The sequence below is a fragment of the Rubritalea sp. genome (genome assembly GCF_051252225.1).
Classification (GTDB): Bacteria; Verrucomicrobiota; Verrucomicrobiia; order Verrucomicrobiales; family Akkermansiaceae; genus Rubritalea.
Window position 1 is genome coordinate 22,224 of record NZ_JBPOGE010000018.1, and the last position, 21,378, is coordinate 43,601.

22 protein-coding genes are annotated in these 21,378 nt (G+C 47.4%); 6 read left to right on the forward strand and 16 right to left on the reverse strand.

The window, feature by feature from the left end:
* The 3 genes from ACSHX2_RS13270 to ACSHX2_RS13280 all read right to left on the reverse strand — a co-directional run bounded on the left by ACSHX2_RS13270 (position 1) and on the right by ACSHX2_RS13280 (position 2,494).
* Positions 1-462, reverse strand: a complete 462-nt coding sequence (locus ACSHX2_RS13270) for a low molecular weight protein-tyrosine-phosphatase (RefSeq protein ID WP_435693432.1) — start codon at positions 460-462, stop codon at positions 1-3.
* Positions 463-506: 44 nt separating this feature from the next.
* Positions 507-1,103: a 3'-5' exonuclease gene (locus tag ACSHX2_RS13275; RefSeq protein ID WP_435693433.1), complete on the reverse strand. Its 597-nt coding sequence runs from the start codon at positions 1,101-1,103 to the stop codon at positions 507-509.
* A 140-nt stretch (positions 1,104-1,243) separates the two neighbouring features.
* Complete coding sequence (locus ACSHX2_RS13280; RefSeq protein WP_435693434.1) at positions 1,244-2,494, reverse strand: class I SAM-dependent RNA methyltransferase; 1,251 nt, start codon at positions 2,492-2,494, stop codon at positions 1,244-1,246.
* 50 nt (positions 2,495-2,544) lie between these two features.
* Between ACSHX2_RS13280 and ACSHX2_RS13285 the strand changes: the two genes are divergently transcribed.
* The gene (locus ACSHX2_RS13285) at positions 2,545-2,913 is read left to right on the forward strand and encodes a hypothetical protein (protein ID WP_435693435.1); all 369 of its coding nucleotides are present in this window, start codon (positions 2,545-2,547) and stop codon (positions 2,911-2,913) included.
* 16 nt (positions 2,914-2,929) lie between these two features.
* Here the strand turns inward: ACSHX2_RS13285 and ACSHX2_RS13290 are convergent, their stop codons facing one another.
* Both ACSHX2_RS13290 and ACSHX2_RS13295 read right to left on the reverse strand, forming a co-directional pair.
* The gene (locus ACSHX2_RS13290) at positions 2,930-3,268 is read right to left on the reverse strand and encodes a hypothetical protein (RefSeq protein ID WP_435693436.1); all 339 of its coding nucleotides are present in this window, start codon (positions 3,266-3,268) and stop codon (positions 2,930-2,932) included.
* Positions 3,269-3,296: 28 nt separating this feature from the next.
* Complete coding sequence (locus ACSHX2_RS13295) at positions 3,297-4,169, reverse strand: alpha/beta fold hydrolase (RefSeq protein WP_435693437.1); 873 nt, start codon at positions 4,167-4,169, stop codon at positions 3,297-3,299.
* An 85-nt stretch (positions 4,170-4,254) separates the two neighbouring features.
* On the opposite strand from ACSHX2_RS13295, the gene ACSHX2_RS13300 reads away from it, so the two are divergent.
* The 4 genes from ACSHX2_RS13300 to ACSHX2_RS13315 all read left to right on the forward strand — a co-directional run bounded on the left by ACSHX2_RS13300 (position 4,255) and on the right by ACSHX2_RS13315 (position 8,236).
* Entirely contained in the window at positions 4,255-5,949 is a 1,695-nt protein-coding gene (locus tag ACSHX2_RS13300; RefSeq protein WP_435693438.1) for a glutamine--tRNA ligase/YqeY domain fusion protein, read from the forward strand.
* Between the two features lie 213 nt (positions 5,950-6,162).
* The gene (locus ACSHX2_RS13305) at positions 6,163-6,435 is read left to right on the forward strand and encodes a DUF3302 domain-containing protein (RefSeq protein WP_435693439.1); all 273 of its coding nucleotides are present in this window, start codon (positions 6,163-6,165) and stop codon (positions 6,433-6,435) included.
* Positions 6,436-6,459: 24 nt separating this feature from the next.
* The gene (locus tag ACSHX2_RS13310) at positions 6,460-7,731 is read left to right on the forward strand and encodes an HlyD family secretion protein (protein ID WP_435693440.1); all 1,272 of its coding nucleotides are present in this window, start codon (positions 6,460-6,462) and stop codon (positions 7,729-7,731) included.
* A gap of 148 nt (positions 7,732-7,879) precedes the next feature.
* Complete coding sequence (locus ACSHX2_RS13315; RefSeq protein WP_435693441.1) at positions 7,880-8,236, forward strand: STAS/SEC14 domain-containing protein; 357 nt, start codon at positions 7,880-7,882, stop codon at positions 8,234-8,236.
* Here the strand turns inward: ACSHX2_RS13315 and ACSHX2_RS13320 are convergent.
* Both ACSHX2_RS13320 and ACSHX2_RS13325 read right to left on the reverse strand, forming a co-directional pair.
* Positions 8,233-8,808 carry a hypothetical protein gene (locus ACSHX2_RS13320; protein ID WP_435693442.1) on the reverse strand — a complete coding sequence of 192 codons (576 nt, stop codon included), beginning with the start codon at positions 8,806-8,808 and terminating at the stop codon, positions 8,233-8,235. The two genes, ACSHX2_RS13315 and ACSHX2_RS13320, sit on opposite strands and share 4 nt — an antisense overlap.
* An 80-nt stretch (positions 8,809-8,888) precedes the next feature.
* Positions 8,889-9,716 (reverse strand): hypothetical protein, encoded by an 828-nt coding sequence (locus ACSHX2_RS13325; RefSeq protein ID WP_435693443.1) that lies wholly within the window; start codon positions 9,714-9,716, stop codon positions 8,889-8,891.
* Positions 9,717-9,795: 79 nt separating this feature from the next.
* Between ACSHX2_RS13325 and ACSHX2_RS13330 the strand changes: the two genes are divergently transcribed.
* Positions 9,796-10,155: a DUF3147 family protein gene (locus ACSHX2_RS13330; protein ID WP_435693444.1), complete on the forward strand. Its 360-nt coding sequence runs from the start codon at positions 9,796-9,798 to the stop codon at positions 10,153-10,155.
* Between the two features lie 93 nt (positions 10,156-10,248).
* Here the strand turns inward: ACSHX2_RS13330 and ACSHX2_RS13335 are convergent, their stop codons facing one another.
* The 9 genes from ACSHX2_RS13335 to ACSHX2_RS13375 form a co-directional block, all read right to left on the reverse strand.
* Positions 10,249-10,524, reverse strand: coding sequence for a hypothetical protein (locus ACSHX2_RS13335; RefSeq protein WP_435693445.1), 276 nt, complete (start codon positions 10,522-10,524; stop codon positions 10,249-10,251).
* Positions 10,525-10,678: 154 nt separating this feature from the next.
* The gene (locus tag ACSHX2_RS13340) at positions 10,679-10,894 is read right to left on the reverse strand and encodes a hypothetical protein (RefSeq protein ID WP_435693446.1); all 216 of its coding nucleotides are present in this window, start codon (positions 10,892-10,894) and stop codon (positions 10,679-10,681) included.
* Between the two features lie 66 nt (positions 10,895-10,960).
* Positions 10,961-11,824, reverse strand: coding sequence for an HNH endonuclease (locus ACSHX2_RS13345; protein WP_435693447.1), 864 nt, complete (start codon positions 11,822-11,824; stop codon positions 10,961-10,963).
* Positions 11,825-11,830: 6 nt separating this feature from the next.
* Positions 11,831-13,627, reverse strand: coding sequence for a response regulator receiver domain (locus tag ACSHX2_RS13350; protein WP_435693448.1), 1,797 nt, complete (start codon positions 13,625-13,627; stop codon positions 11,831-11,833).
* Complete coding sequence (locus tag ACSHX2_RS13355) at positions 13,614-16,598, reverse strand: ATP-binding protein (RefSeq protein WP_435693449.1); 2,985 nt, start codon at positions 16,596-16,598, stop codon at positions 13,614-13,616. The genes ACSHX2_RS13350 and ACSHX2_RS13355 overlap by 14 nt, the downstream gene beginning before the upstream one ends.
* Entirely contained in the window at positions 16,591-17,751 is a 1,161-nt protein-coding gene (locus tag ACSHX2_RS13360) for a DNA cytosine methyltransferase (protein WP_435693450.1), read from the reverse strand. Before ACSHX2_RS13360 ends, ACSHX2_RS13355 begins: the two co-directional genes overlap by 8 nt.
* A gap of 439 nt (positions 17,752-18,190) precedes the next feature.
* Complete coding sequence (locus ACSHX2_RS13365) at positions 18,191-19,489, reverse strand: type II toxin-antitoxin system HipA family toxin (protein WP_435693451.1); 1,299 nt, start codon at positions 19,487-19,489, stop codon at positions 18,191-18,193.
* A 3-nt stretch (positions 19,490-19,492) separates the two neighbouring features.
* Positions 19,493-19,834: a helix-turn-helix domain-containing protein gene (locus ACSHX2_RS13370; protein WP_435693452.1), complete on the reverse strand. Its 342-nt coding sequence runs from the start codon at positions 19,832-19,834 to the stop codon at positions 19,493-19,495.
* A 795-nt stretch (positions 19,835-20,629) separates the two neighbouring features.
* A complete protein-coding gene (locus tag ACSHX2_RS13375; RefSeq protein WP_435693453.1) occupies positions 20,630-21,241 on the reverse strand; it encodes a DUF4126 domain-containing protein in 612 nt (203 codons plus the stop codon).
* Positions 21,242-21,378: the final 137 nt, after the last annotated feature.

The following is a 21,378-nucleotide window of genomic DNA, read 5'->3' on the forward strand; positions in this document are numbered from 1 at the left end:
TTATTGCGAATATGTCTCAATAATCGAGGTGCAACCGTCTTCGAGCATGTCGGCTACGAGCTCAAAACCGTCTTGTCCACCGTAGTAGGGATCCGGGACCTCAGTTTCCGTGTGCTGTTTACAGAAGCTGGTAAACTTTTTGATTTTGCCGCCGTAGTGACCCTTTGTGTCGAGCTTACAGACATTGGCGAAGTTCTCATTATCCATGGTGAGGATGAGATCGAAGTCTTGCAGGTCTTGCTCACTTATCTGGCGGGCTTTTCCTGTTACCTCGATTCCACGTGATTCGAGTGTTTTAGTCATGCGCGCATCTGGTCCTTTTCCCGTGTGCCAAGCTTCCGTACCCGAGGAATCGATTTCCCATTGATCCGCGACTCCAGCTTGTTTCACCGCATGACGAAAAATGTTTTCACCCGCAGGCGAGCGACAGATGTTACCGAGGCAGACAAAGAGAATGTTCATAGGGTTCGATGTATTTTGCTGAAGGCGCTGTCTAAAAAAGATGCTTAAAGATGACCTTTTTCTTGAAGGTCTTCCATGATTTTAAGAGCTGCGTAGGCGTCGTTAGCTGCGTAGAGCAATTGGCGCTGACTTAGTTCATGGATAGCCCAGTCGCTGGTAGATATCGCTTTCGATTTCTTGAAGCATTGTTGCATCATTGCCCCGATTGCACCTCTCACCCCGATATGTCTTTGATAGCCTAACTTGCAAAAAGTTTGGTCTAGATCGAGGACGTTATTGAGAGCTACTCCTAGCCTACTTCTAATCTGTCCATGGTCATTGCTTAAGCCGAAGCCCACTTTAAGCACATGCTTTGAAGTGATGAGTCTGGCTGAAGCCTGTTCACATGCGTCATGATACAGTTGAAATATATACGCTCTATCAGTGAGGGAGAACTGTACTACGTGAGGACCTTCACTTTTCTGCCCCTTGCGAAATGTTGGCTTTGCCTCGGTGTCGAACCCGGCTACTCCAGCACTGAGGATGGCATCGACTGCGGCTTGGCATTCAGATTCGGTTTCTGGAACGTAGATGTGTTCCGAGCTTATTCCTTGGAAAGGTGGTAAAAGGGCTGTTTCTGCTTTAGTAGGATTTTTAGGCATTCTAACTCTAATTTGTTAGAGGTTAATGTAGATGAATGAATGTAAAAAGCGAAGAGATATCCCTTCGCTTTTTTTGTGGGACTAAGCGCCTAAAGAGCTTCCATAGAAGATTGAGGGTTTTGCTCTATCGGAAGATTAGCTTATTTGCCTTTTCTCAAGACCGCGACACATTCGAGATGGCGGGTTTGTGGGAAGAGATCGAATGGTTGGACTTCTTCTAAGATATATCCAGCTTTGATGAACTCTTGGAGGTCACGCATCTGGGTAGATGGATTACAGGAAACGTAGACGCAACGTGATGGGCCGAATGCAAAGAGCTGTGAGAGGAACTCCTCATTACACCCTTTACGTGGTGGATCGATTACAACTGCAGTTTCGTCTGCTGGGAAGTCGATGTCTTCGAAAATAGCTTCGGCACTGGATGCCATGAAAGTCGCGTTTCCTATATTATTTTGGCGAGCGTTGGCTCGGGCCCAGTCTGCGGATGTCTCGGACACTTCTACGCCCGCCACCTTATCGAATGATGAGGCTAAGGATAGAGCGAAGAGACCTGAGCCACAGTAAGCGTCGACGAGGTACTTAGCTCCATTCATGGAGGCTTGTTTCGCTACGTACTCGGTGAATGCTGGTAGGATGAAGGGATTGTTCTGGAAGAAATCACCTGCAAGGAAGTTGAAAGAGAGGTCGCCGACTTGCTCGGTAGCAATCGCGCGGTGGTTCGTTTCTACGCGACCTTCCGTGACACGCATGAGCATGGTGACACCTTTTTTATATTGCTTAGCATTCAGCTGAGCTTCCTTACGGAGGTGCGGCAGAGCATCATTAATCTCCTCCATGGCGATAGGACACTGCGGTACATCGAGTATAGAGTTGCGGCGGCCATTGCGGAGGAAGCCAATAGCTTCGATCTGCCCATTTTTTGGCTTATTGAAATGCGGGGTGAGTTTAGAGCGGTAGTTCCACTGGCGTGGTGATGCGATGGCGGGCTGCACATCGTGATCGATGTTCGCCATGTGCTTGAGCAGTTCACCGACTTGCTGAGTTTTCCACTCTAGTTGAGTGGAATAATCGAGGTGCTGGTACTGGCAGCCGCCACATTCGCCAAAGAGTTCGCACTTGGGTTCGATACGGTGTGGGGATGGCTCGATTACTTCGACTAAGTCACCTTGTGAGCAATTGTTGTCGTTACGGAAAATGCGTGCACGGACTTTGTCACCAGGAAGAGAGAAGGGGACGAAGACGACCCATTTAGTCATTTCTTCCTCATTCTCAGGGGAAGGAATATCTACTTTTGCAATACCCACGCCAAGGTTAGAGAGGGATTCAATAGTTACTTCGATTTCCTGATGGTATTCGAATGGAAACGGGACAAATTTCTTGTGTGGGCGCATGCGTTAAAAGTGATTTTGTTTAAAGAGGAAATGGTGTAACTTAGTCAGGAATGAAAGCCTTTATTTCATACATTAGCATCGCTTTAGCCATTTCTTCCTACGCGGAAGATGAGGAATGGTACGATGCGAATGGGAATCTAGTACGGGTGCTACCAGCATCTGAGCCAGTAAATGAATGGAAGCCACATTGGCAAATGACTGCTAAAGATGATTCAGAGAAGTTTACTTGGAATACGCGGCGTCCCTACGTGCGGTCGGCGCGCCCTTATCTTGGTTATCCAAGCTATTATCGCTCTGGTTTTGGGTGCGGCACAGGGTATTATTCACCGTATCGCTATCATCAATTCCAAAGGACTAACTATGGGTTCCGGGGATACTATTCTAGTTCTGGGAACTGGGGTATTCGAATTGGCAACTAAAGCAGGAAGGCAATATCTAGCGGCTAGGGACTGTAAGGCCGCTTGAGCCACCGCTGCTAGGAGTAGATGCAGATGTTTCCTTGAGTACGTCTCTGGCTGGTAGGCCGAGGACGTCTGGCTGCATGAACGGGCTGCTCGGAGGTGATTTACGCACGCTAGCTGCTGGTGTAGGAGCTGGAGTTGTGTGATTAGGAAGCTGTGCAGATGTTTGCTGTATGGGAGCAATAGGAGCCTGAGCTACACTGGGTTTCGGTATCGCTTGCCCAGCGGTATCGTAATAGATCGGTTCGTTGAGTGTGTCACAGCTCACGTTGAGACCGAGTAAAGGAACGAGGATGAATGGGCGCAGATTCATAGGTGGGAAAAGATTGCGAGATTCAGCCTCACTGGCAATAGGAAAGTTCGATCCAGTCGCCAATGACTCGAAAAATCTCGGGAGCTTGCGCATCATAGAGCATGAGGTGGTGTGCTTCAGGGAAATATGCTGTTTCAGGCTGCTGGGACTGAGGTGCGCTGTTTAGAAATGTTTCAATCGCTTGAGGTGTGGTGAAGAAATCCATTCCGCCATAGATGATTAGGCTGGGGTGGGTGAGCTGTTGAAGTACCAGTGGCGAGGATTGAATCAGACTCATAATTGAGTCTAACAGTCGAAGCGTGAAGCTCTCGACATGCCAGCTGTTCGTCATGGATTGAGCGAGATGGTCATCGGAGCCTTGGGTTACTTTGATGGATTGATTCCGCGTCAGTAAGTGCATCGGGATACGTTTTTCTGGGAATAACTTTGCAACGACAGCTGCGAGCTTTTGAATAAGTGGTGTGATGTGCTGCTGAACGCTCACTACCGGAGAGAGCATGATCAGTCCGTCGCACAGAACCTTCGCTGAAGACTGAGCACATGCGTGAAGTGCGATCAGCGCGCCGAGCGACTCGCCACAGCAAACCATTCGAGCGTGTGGATATTGCTCCTTTAGAGCGACGAGTAGTGAGCTTAAGTCGCGAATCCAATAGTTCGGGGATTCAATATCCCCTCTTCTGGAGATCACCGGATCTAGGCCCATACCGCGGAGGTCATAAGCATAGAGTCCAATTTTGTCTGAGCGTTCAGTGAGTTGAGTCGCCAAGCCTGTAAAGTCGTAGCAGGCTCCACAGAATCCATGAATACCTACCAGAATAGTTTCAGGGTTTTGGGTATTTCCCCAATGCTGAAGTGGGAATGGTGTGGAATCGAAACTAGTATAAGAACTGAGCGCGGGCATGGGCTTGACACAAAGTCTAGTTGAGTTTGCTGAATCCGCAAAGAAGAAGCGTGAATAGGAGTTGCAAGGGCGAGAAATTTGCAGCATGAAGCGGGCAGCAATTATGAGTAATTCTGAAGATAAGAAAGACTTTATCCGCGAGATAGTCGCGGAGGATCTCTCGAGCGGGAAACACGATACTATTATCACGCGTTTTCCTCCCGAGCCGAATGGTTATCTGCACATCGGCCACGCAAAGGCGATCTGCATCAGCTTTGGAATTGCCCAGGAGAATCAAGAAGTTGGTGGGCGCTGTAATCTACGTTTTGACGATACGAACCCAATCAAAGAAGACGTAGAGTACGTCGAGAGCATCAAGAAGGATGTCGAATGGCTAGGTTTTGAATGGGGTGATAACCTTTATTTTGCTTCTGACTATTTTGATTATTTTTATGAATGCGCCGTAAGCCTCATCAATGAAGGCAAGGCATATGTCGACCTTCAGACTGTTGCAGAAATGCGTGAAGCCCGTGGAAATGTGAATACTCCGGGTACGGATTCCCCGTACCGTGATGCGAGTGCTGAAGAAAATCTAGTACTCTTCGAGAAAATGCGAGATGGCGGTTTCGAAGCTGGTGGAGCTGTTCTTAGAGCTAAGATCGATATGGCGTCTCCTAACATGAACATGCGTGACCCAGCTATCTATCGAGTGCTCAATGTAGGACATCACAACACTGGAGATAAGTGGAAGATTTATCCGATGTATGATTTCGCTCACCCGCTGGAGGACGCTAAAGAGAAGGTGACGCATTCACTTTGCACTCTTGAGTTTGAGGACCATCGTCCGCTCTACGACTGGGTAGTATCGAACTGTCCTACACCCGCAACTCCGCGTCAGATCGAATTTTCTCGTCTTAATCTTACCTACACGGTGATGAGCAAGCGTAAGCTTCTACAATTAGTAGAAGAAGGTCTCGTGAGTGGTTGGGATGACCCACGTCTCCCGACTCTTTCAGGCATGCGTCGCCGTGGCTACACTCCTGAGGCGATACGCAATTTCATTCAGAAAGTGGGCGTTACTAAATTCAATGCGACGACTGATGTAGCTTTGTTAGAGTTTGAGCTTCGTGCGCATCTCAACAAAATTGCTCAGCGCCGTATGGCTGTATTAGAGCCACTCAAGATTGTCATCGACAACTGGGAAGACGGAGTTGTAGAGGAAATGGAATGCCAAAATAATCCAGAAGATCCTGAAGCAGGAACTCGGAAGGTGCCACTCGGTAAAGAGGTGTTCATCGAGCGCGATGACTTCATGGAAGATCCTCCGAAGAAATACTTCCGCCTCGGCCCTGGTCGTGCAGTTCGTCTGCGTGGAGGCTATATCATTCAGTATGTAAGCCATCAAACTGATGCTGCTGGGAATGTGACTGAAGTGCATGTGGAGTATATTCCTGGTACTGTGGGTCAAAGCCCTCCAGAAGGCGTAAAGTGTAAGGCTGCTATCCACTGGGTAAGTGCTGCTCATGCTGTGGATGCTGATGTGCGACTTTACGATCGCCTCTTTACAGCAGAAAGCCCAGATGCTGCAGAAGGTGGTTTCATGAGCTGTATGAACCCTGACAGCTTAGAACTTAAATCAGCGGTGAAGTTAGAACCATCTTTAGGTGGCGCTGAACCGGGAGCTCTTTTCCAGTTTGAACGCGTGGGTTACTTCTGTGCAGACAGCGAGGAACATGTGGCGGGTGAGAAGGCAGTTTTCAACCGCACAGTAGGTCTCCGAGATTCTTGGGCGAAGAAGTAGAGCCTCACGGCAAGATTGTAATAGGTTCAGTGCCGTTAGCTGTTGCTAGCGGCACTGGCTCTTCCCCGCAGTCTGCGGTCGAGCTTTGGTTTAATTAAGCTCAAAGTGGCTCTTGTAGGGAGGTGGTCCCAGAGTATCTCATAGCTATTAAAAATAATGTACTCTAGATTGTTCAGTCTTGTTCAGTCATAACCTAACAAGTATTCTCCGCGCATGGATTCTCTCACTTGGGTGGCTTTAGGCCTGATATTTTTCGTCATCGTACTGGTGCTTTACATGATCGTGGTGCTTCACATGCTCCCCGGGAAAATTGCAAAGAAGAAGAATCACCCTCAGCAAAAGGCAATTGAGATCTGTAGCCTAATGGGCTTGATCATTTTTCCTTTTTGGATGGTTGCCATGGTATGGGCGAACTTCACCCCACCTAAATTCATGATTCCTTCTACATCTACTGACGATGATAGTGGTGCATCTGAGAATAACTAATTTTAAACTGACCATTCATTTACCATGGAACTTATAATCACAGCAATCTACATTTGGATCATATGGCTCATCTGGTACAAATTTAAATGGCTCAAGCCTAACATAGTTTGGAAAGTAAGTTGGCCATCACTTTTGGTCGCAGCCATCTCCTTGGAGCTCATTTGCCTAGGTCAGTTTTGCCCTTACAGCGAGAAATCATTCATCACCACGTATGTCTATCAGATGGCTCCTGAATACGGCGGCATGGTCAAGGAAGTCTATGCAAAGCCAAACACCCCGATCAAAAAAGGTGAGAAGCTCTATCAGATGGACCCTACTCAGTGGCAAGCCGAGCTCGATGGAGCTGAGGCGAGCCTAGCTGCCGCCAAACAGGTCGTGAAGGAAAATAAGGCTGCGCTTGATGCTGCCGAAGCTGCCTTACTCGGAGTGAAGCAACAGGAAAAAGTCCTAGACGCGAACCTGGTGGAAGATGCTGCTGACATTCAGCGTCTAACAGCTGAACTGAAGACTGCTCAGCTTGAGCTCAGCCAGTATCAGGATGCTGCCAAGAATGGGGGCATTTCTAAGCTCACAGTTGAGAGATCCAAAGAAAAAGTCGATAGTCAGACCGCTGAACTCCAGAGTGCGGAGGCTAAGAAAACTCTTACAATGGCTCAGTTGACGCAGCTTAAGGTTGGCTCAATTCCACAAGCTGAAGCCACACGCGAGAAGGCTGATCTTGCCTATAACTCGAAGATCAACGGCGAGTTCACCGAAGTTGCCCAAGCCCAAGCTCAAGTCGACAAGTATCAGTACATCGTCGACGACACCACAATCGTCGCACCTACCGATGGCTATGTGGTTGATATGGATCTCCAGCCGGGAGTAGAAATTCGGCTCAAGCAGGGCGTGATGACTTTTGTCAATAGTGAGCCCGGTGAGTACTGGGTTATTGGCCGTGTTCCCCAATTCGGTATGCAGCGTGTTCAGAAGGGAGATACTGGCGAAGTCATGCTGAAGCTTTATCCCTCAATGATTTTTGAGGCTGAAGTTCTCGACGTGATATGGGCCACCGGTGAAGCGCAGATCACACCGACAGCGAACCTACCAGATCTAGCCAGCCTTGGCGGTGGGGAGTTCGGAGGGAGCTTCTATGCTGTAAAAATGGGTCTCAAGAATTTACCCGAGGGATTCACTCCACACTTTGGAGCTTCTGGTCGCTCCGCAATCTATCCAGAGTCGGCACCAGCCTTTCTTGTTCTTCTGAGAAAGCTTGAGATTCGGATGGATTCATGGGTCAGCTACCTCTATCGCTAAGTTGAGCAACGTCGCAGGTGTTAACCGCGCGTTTGGCTTCTGCGTGAAAACGTAAGCTATCTCACATTTTTTTAACCTCATGGGCGTTCGTTGCTCATGAGGTTTTTTGTTGTTAGCATATGTGAGTTGAGCTAAATCTGTTAGCACTATGCTTACCCACAGAATTTTAGAAGACAGAGGAATCGTGATAGTCGAACCTCAATCTGCGCTTACGGCTGAAGACTTTCAGGGACTAGAAATGAGTGTGGACGCGTATCTACAGAAAAACCCGTGGATTCACGGGCTCATGATCTATACCAAAGAGTTTCCTGGTTGGGAAAATTGGGACGGCTTTGCCTCCCACTTTAAGTTTGTGAAAAACCACCATGAAGAGATCGAGAAGGTTGCTCTCGTCACCGATGCTAAAATCGCATCGATTGGTGAAAAAATTGCGAAGCACTTCGTTTCCGCTGAGATGAAGCATTTCAGCTTCAGTGAGTACGAGGATGCTCTCGCCTGGCTTTAGTACCAGAGGATGGAGCAGGCTAGTACAGCCACTCCGTAGGCGAGTCCGCCAAATACGAGTCCTTTAAAGCGGCCAGCTGAGGCTGTTGCCCAGTTGATAGCGTCACGCAAGAGGTAGGGCATACCAACGAAGAACAAACCAGCAGTGAGTACACCGTAGGCGAAAAGCGGGATGAGCACCTTTCCTGTGGCGGGCTCTTGGAATGCAGCAGCAAGCAGTGGTGCTGCGGCCATGAGGCAGACAACACCGAGTCCACGAACTGCGAGGAATTCACGAACGTGGGTGATCATGAGAAAGGCGACTACAGGTACCGCAGCTAAGAGAATATTTTTGGCACCATTGAATTCACCGAGGTCCATCGCAATGGGGGACTTGAAAGGGACAACGAGCAGCCAAAACCAGAGCATACCAATAGCCATCAAGATAGTGCCCGCTTTGCCATTCCGAGGAAATTTCTGCAGGAAAGCAATGGCATCGTCAGATTTCAGTAACATCCAAAGATGGGATAGAATCAACCAAGCAGCAACGATGAAGCCTGCGATGTTGAGTGGGATGGTCTCGTAAGGGTGCATTGATTCTTTTTACGTGATTATGGCTTACGTTTTACGTGAGCGGTGCGGCACTATTAGACGTAAATGAGTAAACGTAAAACCTAAAACGACATTGCATAGGTTTCGCAGCGATTGTGCCAACCAGCACGCCAGCGGCTTTCTCCTCGCGCAGATGGAGAATTAGAGATTCGCTGGTCGAGAGTTCGTTTCGCGCTGTCTGCAAATGCGCGTGCGGAGTCTTGGCCGCCAGAGCTAGCGCGCATGTTAGAGAGGACCTGGAGTAATCCCCAGCCTTGACCATTATAGCGTTCACTGGGGCTGATTCCTTCCCCTTTAAAGTTTACGTAGTCGATGAGGGCGTAAGTGCCGTTAGTTGTCGTAGCTACGAGATTATAGTTTGTCTGTATGCGCTGGCGTTCGGCAGCAGGAGCAGCTTTGAGCATTTTAGGGAGAGCTGCCTGAGATTTCTGAATGATGAACTCGGTCTGTAATGTTACACTGTTAGATAGGAAGGTACGGAGGCTTGTCAGTTCTGGACCGCGGAAGGCCGCTTGAAATTCAGCTTTGGAGTTCCATGGACAATCTGGTGATGCGAGAATCCACTGGGGGATATCGTTTCTGCCTGAAGCTTGGGCGAACTTGATGAAGGAAGGGAATGACTCGGTCCAGCGACCATTGAAGCCTTTAGGGTACCAGATGAAGTGACCAATGCCCATGGATGGGAATTCTTCACCTTTGTTCCAAGTAGTGAGGCCATCGATGGAGCCAGCGCATTCATTTTGCCAGATCTTCTTACCGATCTTATTTTTCTGCGCTTGGCTGAGGTTTGAGGTGTTAGAGGTATTCACTAGAACGGGTGTCGTGGCCTGAGTAGGGGAACAAGAGCAAATACCTAAAATGGTGAGGGAGAGCAGAGCGAAAATCTTCATAAACTTATTTAGAATTGAGTATCGAGAATGTAGGAGTTAGAAATAGATGCACAATTTCTAATTTAATAATCTAACCACCATGCCCATTTTTCTTAAATATCTGATCACTGCTGGACTCGTAGTGCTGGTGTCTGAAATAGCAAAACGGAGTGATAAAGTAGGCGCGTTGATTGCATCGTTACCCTTAGTAACGACTCTAGCGATGATCTGGATGTTTGTGGAACTTAAAGGTGACGCACAGGTGGATAAAATTGGCAATCACGCATGGTACACATTTTGGTACGTCCTTCCGACACTTCCGATGTTTTTAGTGATTCCATGGATGCTCAAAAAAGGAATCCACTTCGGCTGGGCAATGGGCGCCTACTGTGTGGGTACGATTATCTTGTTTGTCTTGCTGCACTTGGTGCTGAAGAAATTTGGCGTGCCATTGATGTAAGTTTTTTTTGAACCGCGAAAGAGGCGAAAGGTTCGAAAATGCCAGCACGATGGAGCTTTTACCACGAATCTCTCGGATCTCACGAATGGGGGGCTAGATGGAATTTTCTACCGCGAAAGAGGCAAAAGGTTCGAAAAGGGCCAGCACGATGGATGTTTTACCACGAATTGCTCTAATCTCACGAATGGGGTGCGAGATGGAACTTTCTACCGCGAAAGAGGCGAAAGGTTCGGAAAATGCCAGTACGGTGGATGTTTTACCACGAATCTCTCTAATCTCACGAATGGGCAAGGGGCGTGGGTTTGGTTCGGCAGGGACGGTTTTCCAAACCGTCCGGCGGTGCAAGGGGTTTGTCTCGGTTTTGATCATGGGGATTATCCCTCAAGGTGCTTCACGGATGTCACTGGCTTACAACTTTCCGATCTCCGTATTCAGCTGGACGATTTGGGGGATCTAGCTCGAGGTATTAGTGTTTTAACTCCTAATGTTAAGTGTTTTAAATGCTTATGTAGTCGTGTGGGTGTTAAGAGGTTGCTTGGTAGTAGGTGTAGCCATCTAATAAGGCTGCTTCATATTCTTGCCGCCATTCACCTTCTAGAAAAGGTATGTGAAGGTGGTTGAATTGAGCTTCATACCTCCACTTGTTAGATCTTGGATTATAGGTGATTTTTACTTGGGTCTCAGAGAGGAGATCTTCGATTTCTTCCTTACTAAGTTCTATTGTGTTTTGAGTAATCATCGGAACATTCTAGTCTAATTCCGTTTCTGAAAGGTTCTAATTTAGAACAATTTTTAATTTTATAACTCAGCCAACAAAGCAGTTTTCTCTGTGATATCTGAGGAATTGCGAATGAGGCTTAAGGTGAGGTTCTTCAGGAAAACGGGCGTAGCTATCTGCATGCAATAACATTGAAATATTTGTGGGAATGAGTTCTTTTACCTGTAGAATTTTTCCATCATCTTCGAGAGACAAAAGACCTCTATCAAATAACCAATGTATCGTGCGGTTGAGTGCTAAACCATTTCTCGAAGAGTCTGGCCCTTGTTTGTTTACAGCACGAATATGTGCAGCTTCGACCTCATAGCGACCTTTTCCGTTGCTTAACCTTAGCCCTGTGAAGGAACAGGTCTCATCATAAGCATCGTGAATGTTATCTCGGAAAGCTTTATCACGAAAGGAGCGACTGACGAGTTGCTGAATGGTTGGACGGTTATATGTGGCGGGCTCCTCTGCCAGGGCCCGAGGGCTTAATGTGGTCTTAGTTAGTTGGCTAAATCCAGCTTGCAAAATGGCTGTAAACTCATGTTCTGGGAGGCGACGTACTGACCATCCTAACATTCCTTGGTTAGGTAATCCGTCCTCACGGCGGAGAGCTTGCTCAAGATAGGAATGACCATCTCGGAATTTTACCGCTTTATGAAAGTCCAAGTAATCGGTAACACACATGTAGTAATGCTCAGCCTTGGTCGGGTGCTCGATCACATTTTGAACACGAGCTGAGGCGAAGTAGGACATCCGCCCACCATTCTTTCTGGGTTCGTAATAAATTACCCAGTCGCCAATAGCCTCGGTTACCGCTTTTAAGTACCGCTTTGGAAATTCACATCTGACTTCGGGTATGTCGTCATATTGAGGAGTGACGCCGGATGTGAATATTATCTTAGGCATAGTGGCTTAATTCGTGAAATCTAAACCGACTCGCGAAAGAGTATACCCCAAACGTTGCATTAAATTTATAGCGTACTCGTATCGAAGTTGCCCTACGACTATACCTTGTTCCCAGATTGCAGATACATTCCCTTCCCCCTTATCGTTCCACTCTAATTGTCCAAGCTCGAGAACCATCGATCCATCCGTCGGGAACTTACCCTTATTCTTTGCGTATAGTTCGTCCCAAGCGGGGTTTGGAGCGATACTATCTTCTTGTGAATTTTCTTTAGCGGCAGGGAGGTAGCGGAAAGCAATTATCTTGTTGTCCAATTCAATAAAAATTTGACAATTATCGTTAACTTTAGATAGAGCGTCAACTGGGTTAGCCCATTTGGTTAGCTGTACAGCTTTGAACGGTATTGCTGATTTCAGTCTGCCAAACCGGCCTCCTTCTTTTTGGCCTGGCACCAAGTCGCAGGAAGGAGAGAGGCAAAGCCAAAAAGTATCTTTTCTCTTTATGATGTGTCCTGGAGCTAGATGGAACCCTGTAGGTTTCGTACTACAGTTGTGTGCGTTGAGCTGAAGTGTTGCCATTTGCGATGGCGAAGTAGAAAAGTGTCGCTCAACGGTTGTAGTAGAATCCAGACTTGCATCGTCGATGTTCGAGAGAAGCTCTGTAGTAAATTCTATTAAGTTTCCCTCTAACCCATGTGAAATTCCATTCCAATAGTTAATTATGGTCTCTTGTATACGCGATCGTCGAGCATCAGAAGAGCTCTCAAGAAGTTTATGATACCAGGCAAGCTGTAATTCAGTGTTTCCTAGGAAAGAATCTTCAGCTGCGACACCCATGCTAGCAAGTTGGCTACGCAGTTTTGATAAGACAAGTCTCGGAGGATTGGGAGCCCATAGAATTAAAGCTTTTAATAAGGCATCTGGTAAATCCTTAGTCACACGTTTAGAGTTAACTGTTACGAATAGTTTATCAGTTCTAATCCAATTTATTTCATCACCATCTCTCTGCCATGTTGGTATGGATGAGTCCACAGCGGTTGAGAATTTATTTGCTATTTTTACTTCGTATTGTCGGAGAACCCATAGTAATAGCGAAGTTTTATTAATTTTCAGTGTAGTTGGTTTGTTGTCGAATAAAGTAGAAAGTTGACTAAATTGACCACCCTCATGAGTATTGAACTCACTCATTAACTTGCGTTTTTTATCACGGAATTCGATATAAATACTATCATCAATTGATTCGACCAGTTTTCCCACGATGAGAGGGTCTTCTAGTTCCCAGTTTTCAATGTTTTGTTGAAGTTTAGCATTAGTCTTAGCTAGAAGTGGGCAGGGAACTAAGAGACTAAGAAGTATGTTGTTGAAGACTTCCGTCGTGCTTTCGTGCTCAGTGTGAACTACAGTTAAGTTAAATTGTTCGTTCTCTGATAAATGTCTAATTACTTTGATACATTTATCTCCTCCTGAGTGGTTGCCGTCTAGTTGGTAGTCAAGGATTAGAAGGTCAGACTGGTGAAGATGACCGCATACGTCTTTCCAGTCGGGATCAACGAGATTGGATCCGTCGTGAATATCTATCAGCCACTTGCGCTTTCGGAAGTGCTGTATTATTTCTGAAATATCGCGTGATTGTTTCCTCCAGTTTTTTGTTGGACTATTCTTGTTTTCGGCTGGATCTAGGTGAGAATTTAATTGCTCTTCAAGTGTGGGGTATTGGTCGTCAATGATTAGTACCGAACGGATGGGGGTGATGAAAACTTCATTAATGAAATCGGAATAAGGTTTCTGTTGGCTAGAGGTCTCCATAAATTCCTCCTTTGAATGTGATTGCGAAATTTGCACCTTCTTCGATAGAAGATTTTTTATTGGTGATATATTCAATTCTGTGTCCGCTGGCTGCTAGATTGGCGCGGCATAAGTAAAGTCCTACACCTCGACCATCTCTGATTTTTTTTGAGAAGAAGAGGGTAAAAAGTCTTGGTTGGTCGGTTTCGTGAACACCGGGGCCTGAATCACCGATAACGATTTTATCTTCGCAAACTCCAAGTGTTATTCGCCGGTTTTCTTCGGTTTGATTCACCCAATAGATTGAATTGTTTACGAGGTTGAGAAAAACAGGGAGTATTCTCGACGGGAGATCGTAAACTTTAAAGTTCAGGAATGATGACGTAGCTGTGAGATTGATATTGTAACCTTTTAAAGCTGTGCTGAAAAAATCTTCCACATAACTGTATATTTCCTTTCCTGATAGCCATGTTCGGTTCCGGTCTCCTGAGAGCTTCAGTGGTGATAGAAAGCGTAGGCGGTCACTTAGCCCCTCGTAACTATGTTTTATCTGAGAGTATGCACTTGAGCTTTTAGACTTTTCATCTAGGCGATTGAGGCCATCTCCAATAGTGGTATCAAATGTTTCTAACTCGTGGCCGACAAGCTCTACCGTGATGCCGAGTTGGGCTAGTTCATTAAGATTGTTGAGCTGACTGAGAAGGTCAGCAGCTTCTTCGGCCGCTGATACCGCAACCCCTGATAAATCTATCCGTTCCTGCAAACATTCGAGGGTGGAGATGTATGGGTCGAAGATCTCTTCGTTTTCCCAATCTAGTTTTTCACGCCTATCTTCAATCTGAGCAAGAGCTTTAGCTAGTTCTATTCGACCTGACTCGACGTCATCTAAAACAGGTAGAAATTCTTTATGTAAGGCTTTATTGCGCTCACTCACAAATTCACTAATTCGGGAGGACTCGTGTTCAAGGAGTTTTTGTATTTTTTTGTTCCACAAGCCAGTCCTTTGATGGATGAAACGAGCCTGACGTTGCAAATCTGAGTAGGCAATCTCTTTACCACTTTTTGGATTCAATTTTTCTACAGCAGTGTTTAGAATTACGGTTAATTCTGAACTTATATTTTGGCATTTGGACTTCAAATATCGAAAGTCTTTATAGTCTTCTTCTTTGGTGCCAAGCTTTTTGGGAGCAGAGCCTAAGGTATATTTTCCTAGCCTGTTTCGAATTCCTTGAAGGTGTTCACGGTACTCGTCTACTATTTCTGTTGTGTTTAGTTCTGGAGGGGTAGCTATTTTATCCTCCAAGACGCGAAGGTCTTCATAATCTCTAGAAATGTCCCGAAGGAACCGCCCTAGATTCGCGTTGAACTTCTTTCTCTGTTGAGCACGTAGTTTTTTGTTTTGCTCGGCTAGTCGTACTTCTTTATGGGCCTTCTGCAGCAGGGGGAGTGTTGCTTTCCTGATATCTGATGATGAGCCAAAAAAGCGCCTGGCTGATTCCATTAGTATGTTAGTAACGATGTCCTTAAGGGTCTTTGCTGCTCGATTATCGACCAGTCCCTCTCGGCCAGCTTTATCACGTAAATTAGGGTTTAGGGATTTAGAAATGGCAACTTTTCCAAACATCCGTCGATGATTCCAGAATTCTGTTCCTGCGCGCTTTGATCGGCGTTGTTCGATTTCGAAGAAATCATTATCAGGTCGTCCATAAGGCATCACCCGAAGGCTATCACGGTAGATCATAAAGCCAGCGTAGAGTTTAGCCATTGATTGTATCTTGCCTAATTCCTCCTTGGTGTGGGTTGTGCTCATGAGTTCCCACTCAGCAGTTGCAATAAATATATCAAATGGCCCCAATCGAGTGTCGATTCTCTTTCCCAATATGTTTTTCTCTTGGAGATCTATCGTGATTTCGCCTTCCAGCCAGTTGCCAAATGATTTTACACGGCCTCGAAAGACGCCATTGGCGTCGACCCTTCCATCGATGATATGTTCAAGATGTAAAAGGTCTTCTAGAGAAAACTCTTTTCTTGGGCCAACTAATATGTCTTGTGTCTCTCCATCCCAGGATGAGGCGGAATAGTTAAATTCAGTCAACTTTTGGTCTTCTGCGTTATTCTTCTTAACGAAGGGGTCCGCGAAGCCAGTAAGTGTCTCAAAAAAGATCTTGTGCGTCTGCTTACTGATACTGTCTTCGTCTCTTCGGAGGATATTTTCAAGACTGTCGTCTAATGCTGAGACCAAAAGGGCTGTACCAGATGAGTGCCGCCCGTTCCATACTGGGAACTTCTTGAAATGATGTTCACTAAATGAATTGGAGATAATAGTTTCCTCTAGCTCTTGTTGTGTCGTTTTGAATCCTAACTTTTTAGAGTTGTCATCGCTTTCTTCGAGTTGTGTGAACTGGGCCCATGCTTCCTGGATACGTAGAGAGCGCGTTTCATCGTCATTATTCCCCCAAATGTTGCTCATCAGGTGATCACGCATTTTATCGAGGGCTGGAAGAATATCTTCTTTTTTCGTAAAGGTTGCGATGGGGATTTGGATGTCCTGAAGTAGTAGAAACGGGTTTTCAAAAAGGCGCCAATCGACAAGAACCACTGAGTAATCGAAATTTTTGCGCTTGGAGACCAAAAGTAACAATGATCCAAGGTATCCACACGAAAGCCGGCCTATGCCTTTTTGACCTTGTCTAGGTCTAATAGCCAATCCGTTTCTGTCTTTCGAAGGAGTACTTAGTTTGGAGGTTTTTGACTCAGTCCCTACGACTAGCCACTTTTCTCGAATTTCTTCGAGACTCATTCCATGGCCATCATCGCTGATAACGGTGACAGGTTCAGGGCCATTAAAGATATCTAGTCTGACATTACGGGCATAGGCATCATAGGCATTTTTCCAGAGTTCAGAAATGGCTGTTGGGCAGTCGGCAATTTGTTCACGACCGAGGTGGTCGATCGTCCGAGCTCTTGTTTTGAATGGGATTGCATCAATCATATTTCAGGATACTTTTGAGGATTTCGGAAATGATGTGGACCCCCAGTGCGACAGGCACGGCATTGCCAATCTGCTTACCTGTGACACCGAGGCCACCTTCAAAAATGAAAGTATCAGGGAAGGTTTGAAAACGTGCAGCGTGTCGCGCTGTGATGCCGTTATGCTCGGTGGGGTGGACGAATCGTCCTTTAGAAGGATTGACGCAGCCAGCAGTCATAGTCGGACCTGGCTTGCTTGGGTCTATACGGCCGTATACATCTTTATGGCCTTTGTGGATCTCATGACAAGGGAGGGTGAAACCACTATCGAGCCGGCTTCCTCCATTGAGAGGGGTTTTTTTGAATCGTTCAAGCATCGGAGCTCCTGGTTGCATATGGATGTTGTTCGGGTCAGATTTTTTGATCCGTTTCTTGAATACAGTGGATGCAGGAATCCATGCTGGTTGGTTCTCCTTTGTTACTTCATTTGACGTAGGAGGGAAATGGGTAGGCTCAGGAGGCCAGGTGAAATCAGTTGGCAGTTCAAGATCGCTTCGTACTCCTAGAATGAATACTCGCTTACGACTTTGAGGTACACCAAAGTCACGGGAATTGATGATTTGCGGGTCGCCTGTGACGATCTTGTACCCATGTCGCTTAGCTAGGTTTTTGAATTTCTGAACATAGTCAGCATGTTTCTTCCAAAGCATTCCTGAGACGTTTTCTACTAGGAAAACTTTAGGTTTTAAAACTTTTACGAAATCAAAGTAGCGAATGAGTAGGCTGTTACGTGGGTCGTCAACACCTGCATTACCTAACCGGTGAGAAGAGAAGCCTTGGCAGGGAGGACCGCCAACGAGGAGATCTAGTTCTTTTGTCTGAAGGGACGTGTCTTTCAGGAGGTCTCCAGGGGCTACGCCCCAAATGTCCCCATAAAGTATGGGCTTGTGCTCACCATTAGGAGAAGCAATGAAGTTTCTTTTATACGTCTCCTGTGCCCACTTGTCGAATTCGATAGCTGCTAACAGCTTAGCTCCAGACTGCTTAGCCGCTAGTGAAAATCCACCAGCGCCCGCAAAGAGGTCAATGACTGTAAAAGCATACGAAGTAGCAATTTTATCATCTAGATCTTGTTGGGTGGAAGGCGTTGTCTTTTTCTTGACGGCTACAGGCACAATAAAATGTAATTAAGTATTCTTAACTGAGGGGTAAATACCATAGAGTTTTCATAGTATGCCAGCCTAATATATAAGGTGGGCAATGAATGAAAAACTTATAAAGGGCCCATAGTCAGGAATTCAGCAAAGAACAAAAGTTTTTGTTGTTCAGATAGTCAGCCTAAGAGCCCAATTATGTCATTGGGAAATAGATGGTTTTAAGCGTTTGTAGTACTTGCTGGTCCAGACGCATTTTAGCGATTGTAAAGGTCTTCATACTCCCAGTCATCGGGTGAGACAAACTTGCTGAATTAATTTTAAAACAGAGTTACTGCCTTTTTGAGGTGAAAGCGTGCGTTCTAGTTACAGGCTGCCCGCCACTTGCTACGGGTCTGGTTTTAGAAAATCCCACGTATATGGAGAGTGCATGAATGGACTTGTAGACTGGAAGTGTCTGCTATGTTTTGGAAAGGCTGAGCCGATGCTTTGTTGCTATTTCGCTGGCCCAGCTTTTGTCGATGTTGGCTTCTTGGGCGAATGTTGTCCATTGGCTGACGGAGTCGATGACTTCGCTGAGGATGGTTTTAGCGCGGCCGCGTTTTAAGCCGATGGTTTTTCCGCAGGTGATGAAGTCATCGAGGGTGAAGTTGTCGCGTTTTCCGTTGAGGGTCATTTGGTGGCTGGAGGTCCAATCGCCATCGGGATTGTAGCTGTAGGTGATATCGAAGGCTGGCGAGAGCGCCCATTTACCTGTCTTATCCATCAGGAAGGCGATGTTTTTGACGTGGTCGTCCTGGTTGCGTGCGACGATGTTAAAGGCCATGCGGCGGAACTGCTGCTCGATGCTGTCGATGCCGAGTCCGAGCTGGCGGATGGTGAGGAAGGCTTGTTCGTAGGAATAGGCGCCGGCTAGGTTGAAGTCGAAGTGGGCGAGGGCGCAGAGGCTCTGCATGTGGAGCTTTTTCCCACTGGGTGTGCGGTCGAAGCGCTGAGTCATGAAGTGGCGGCGGCCATTTTCTTCGAGGAGGCGGCTGGGCATCATCTCGATTCCAGCGTGGGTGGCCATGAGGTAGTAGGCGTATTCGAGGGCGCTGTAGCCTTTGGGGTCATCGAGCTCTTTGTCTTTGTTCGAGCTGACGCCATCGAATTTGAGAAGCCAGTGTTCAAAGCCGTTGGCAGTGTCTGCTTGGGCGGAGCGGACTTCGTGGCTGGTGGGGTTCCATGCGATGACGGCCTTGGCGCGCGCTCCGCCAGCGGAGGTGCCGACGCGGAGGATGTCTGTGAGGGCGGCGGCATCGTTTTTTCCGAAGTGGGTGTGGAGTTCGCTGCGGTGGCTTAGCACGCTGCTGGCGAGTTCGACTAGGTGGGAGATTTCGAGCGTTTCCGCCTTGCTTGGCGTGGTGTTCGTGGACGGTTCGAACTCGAGAGCGCCCATGCCGCGGGTGCCTGTGTAACAGAGACGTTCGATAGCATTGAGACTCTGTGGGGGGCGGCCCTGAGTGGCGAGCCAAGCATCGATGAGAGCGTTACCGAATTTGTCCGGTAGGGAATCGGCCAGTAATCCGGGGAGGCCGTGGAAGGTTTGGGGGCTGAGATTGGGAAAGGTATAAATTTCCGAGGACAGAGGCATGGTAAGTGGTGAGACTTCGATACCACTGTGGGTGAAGGTGGTTTCGTACTCGAATCTGCAGATGCCATTGTTGTCGAGACTGGCTGCGCCGATGGTACGGCCCCAGAGTTTGATTTGTGCGAGCATGACTTAGTCGTTCCAGGTCCAGGTGTCGTCGGTCTTTTGGACGGCTTTGGGGGTGGCACGGTAGCGGGTTTTCTTTTCTTGGAGCAACTGCTGCATGGGGCTTTGGCTTTGATCTGGGACGAGATCAATAAAGTGATCGAGAAGATCGAGCACTCGGAGGATGGCGACGAATGTGGTGAGCTGCACGGTTTGGCCTTTTTCGAAACGTTCGAGCGTGCGCTTGCCTATGCCGGCTTCTTTGGCGAGTTGGGCTTGAGTGAGGTTTTTACGAATCCGTAATTGCTCGACTCGTGTTCCGAGTTCGCGGAGTAGGGTTTCGTTGGTGAGTGTGTTATTATTCGTCATGGGTTGCGACTAATGGGGTTTGAGTATATTAAATCGTAATTAGTGACGAGATGCAATGAGTTAGGTTTGTTTTATTGTGTTAAGTCGCCCTTTGTTGCGAATAAGTGTGATTTAGTTATTATAAGTCGCCATTTATGACGGATTTTGTCAAGTGGGCGATAGGGGGAAGAACGATGGAATTTTTTACCGCGAAATAGGCGAAAGGTTCGAAAATGCCAGCACGATGGAAGTTTTACCTCGGATTTCACGAATCGGGGTGGGAGATGAAGCTTTTTACTGCGAATGATGTGGTAGCGTGTTTTGGTTGTGCTGAGTGTCGAAGGTCGCATGTCGAAAGTCACTTTTGCGGAGTCTGGTGACTCCGGTCTTAAAAAGGAAATCGCGACCACGCGATGATGATTCGACCTTGGACCTTGAGACCTTTGACAGCTGGGGTGTCTATTGCGGTAGTTTCTCTTTATGCCTCAACGCGGCTGGCGGCTTTATGAGCTTGGCTTTCAGCCAAGGGGAGATGCTGGTACCGTTTGAGCTTCGCTCTACACGGTAGGCTGGTTTGAATTTCGGCTTTGCCGAAAGGGGGGGGAAGTTTTACCGCGAAAGATGTGAAAGGTTCGAAAATGGCCAGCATGGTGGAGCTTTTACCATGGGTGTCTCGGATCTCACGAATGGGTTAGGGGGGCGTTTAGCTAGGGCGACTGCAGAGTTGTTGTATTTTGGCGGAAGTGTGGGCCAAGGTCGGGTCTGTGGCAGATGGGAGCAGATGCTAAAACTGTCTGATAATGGGAAGGCCAAGCCTCAGGCTTGGGATTTATTTTTGCGGTTTTGGCGCGCTTTCCAGCCTTCGCGGATGACAGCCCAGGTGCGTCTGAATAGCCAAGCGGCAAAGATGACGATGGCGAGGAATACGAAGAATGCCACTGCGGGTGCGCCAGCCATCAGACCGAGCCCTCCTAACACCAGGCCGTCTTCACCAAGACTGGCTACAGTGTTAGAGACTGGCTCTGGTGACATATTGATGAGTAATCTGCCGCCGGCTTTGGTGGCGTGGGTGACTAGGGCGGCTCCACCTCCGAGCAGGGCGGCGATTACGGAGACGGCGGGATCCATTTCGCCAAGTGCGGCCAGAGCAAGCAGGCTGCCGCCGATGGGACGGATGAAGGTGTGGACTGCGTCCCAGCCGCTGTCCAGCCACGGGATTTTGTCGGCGAAAAATTCTACAAGGAAAAGTACACCAGCGACCCCGATGATCCACGGGTTTTCCAAGATGGTCAGGCTTTCGTATTTATCAGCCAGATTGACCCAGTTGAAACGGATAGCCATACCGGCCAGAAAAGTGGTCAGATAGAGGTTGATACCGGAGAGTGTGGCGAATCCCAGCGCTACACCTAGGAGTGAAAGTGTTTCCATGGTGAAGACAATAATCCCGTCAGTGAGATATCGCGATGGGAAAATGGCTGCCGTTTTGTAAAGTCGGGGCGACTTGGTCGCGGGGGCTTGTGTGCTCGTTTTGCCTCAACACTTACAGCGTTGTTTTATGTTGGTGG

Bases quoted from the DNA above. Each gene is read 5' to 3' on its own strand.
- ACSHX2_RS13290 (WP_435693436.1), bottom strand. From the start codon at position 3,268: ATGAATCTGCGCCCATTCATCCTCGTTCCTTTACTCGGTCTCAACGTG.
- ACSHX2_RS13330 (WP_435693444.1), top strand. From the start codon at position 9,796: ATGCCCATTTTTCTTAAATATCTGATCACTGCTGGACTCGTAGTGCTG.
- ACSHX2_RS13345 (WP_435693447.1), bottom strand. From the start codon at position 11,824: ATGCCTAAGATAATATTCACATCCGGCGTCACTCCTCAATATGACGAC.
- ACSHX2_RS13365 (WP_435693451.1), bottom strand. From the start codon at position 19,489: ATGCTCGCACAAATCAAACTCTGGGGCCGTACCATCGGCGCAGCCAGT.
- ACSHX2_RS13270 (WP_435693432.1), bottom strand. From the start codon at position 462: ATGAACATTCTCTTTGTCTGCCTCGGTAACATCTGTCGCTCGCCTGCG.
- ACSHX2_RS13300 (WP_435693438.1), top strand. From the start codon at position 4,255: ATGAAGCGGGCAGCAATTATGAGTAATTCTGAAGATAAGAAAGACTTT.
- ACSHX2_RS13310 (WP_435693440.1), top strand. From the start codon at position 6,460: ATGGAACTTATAATCACAGCAATCTACATTTGGATCATATGGCTCATC.
- ACSHX2_RS13275 (WP_435693433.1), bottom strand. From the start codon at position 1,103: ATGCCTAAAAATCCTACTAAAGCAGAAACAGCCCTTTTACCACCTTTC.
- ACSHX2_RS13285 (WP_435693435.1), top strand. From the start codon at position 2,545: ATGAAAGCCTTTATTTCATACATTAGCATCGCTTTAGCCATTTCTTCC.
- ACSHX2_RS13315 (WP_435693441.1), top strand. From the start codon at position 7,880: ATGCTTACCCACAGAATTTTAGAAGACAGAGGAATCGTGATAGTCGAA.
- ACSHX2_RS13340 (WP_435693446.1), bottom strand. From the start codon at position 10,894: ATGATTACTCAAAACACAATAGAACTTAGTAAGGAAGAAATCGAAGAT.
- ACSHX2_RS13320 (WP_435693442.1), bottom strand. From the start codon at position 8,808: ATGCACCCTTACGAGACCATCCCACTCAACATCGCAGGCTTCATCGTT.
- ACSHX2_RS13280 (WP_435693434.1), bottom strand. From the start codon at position 2,494: ATGCGCCCACACAAGAAATTTGTCCCGTTTCCATTCGAATACCATCAG.
- ACSHX2_RS13350 (WP_435693448.1), bottom strand. From the start codon at position 13,627: ATGGAGACCTCTAGCCAACAGAAACCTTATTCCGATTTCATTAATGAA.
- ACSHX2_RS13325 (WP_435693443.1), bottom strand. From the start codon at position 9,716: ATGAAGATTTTCGCTCTGCTCTCCCTCACCATTTTAGGTATTTGCTCT.
- ACSHX2_RS13355 (WP_435693449.1), bottom strand. From the start codon at position 16,598: ATGATTGATGCAATCCCATTCAAAACAAGAGCTCGGACGATCGACCAC.
- ACSHX2_RS13375 (WP_435693453.1), bottom strand. From the start codon at position 21,241: ATGGAAACACTTTCACTCCTAGGTGTAGCGCTGGGATTCGCCACACTC.
- ACSHX2_RS13335 (WP_435693445.1), bottom strand. From the start codon at position 10,524: ATGATCAAAACCGAGACAAACCCCTTGCACCGCCGGACGGTTTGGAAA.
- ACSHX2_RS13295 (WP_435693437.1), bottom strand. From the start codon at position 4,169: ATGCCCGCGCTCAGTTCTTATACTAGTTTCGATTCCACACCATTCCCA.
- ACSHX2_RS13370 (WP_435693452.1), bottom strand. From the start codon at position 19,834: ATGACGAATAATAACACACTCACCAACGAAACCCTACTCCGCGAACTC.
- ACSHX2_RS13305 (WP_435693439.1), top strand. From the start codon at position 6,163: ATGGATTCTCTCACTTGGGTGGCTTTAGGCCTGATATTTTTCGTCATC.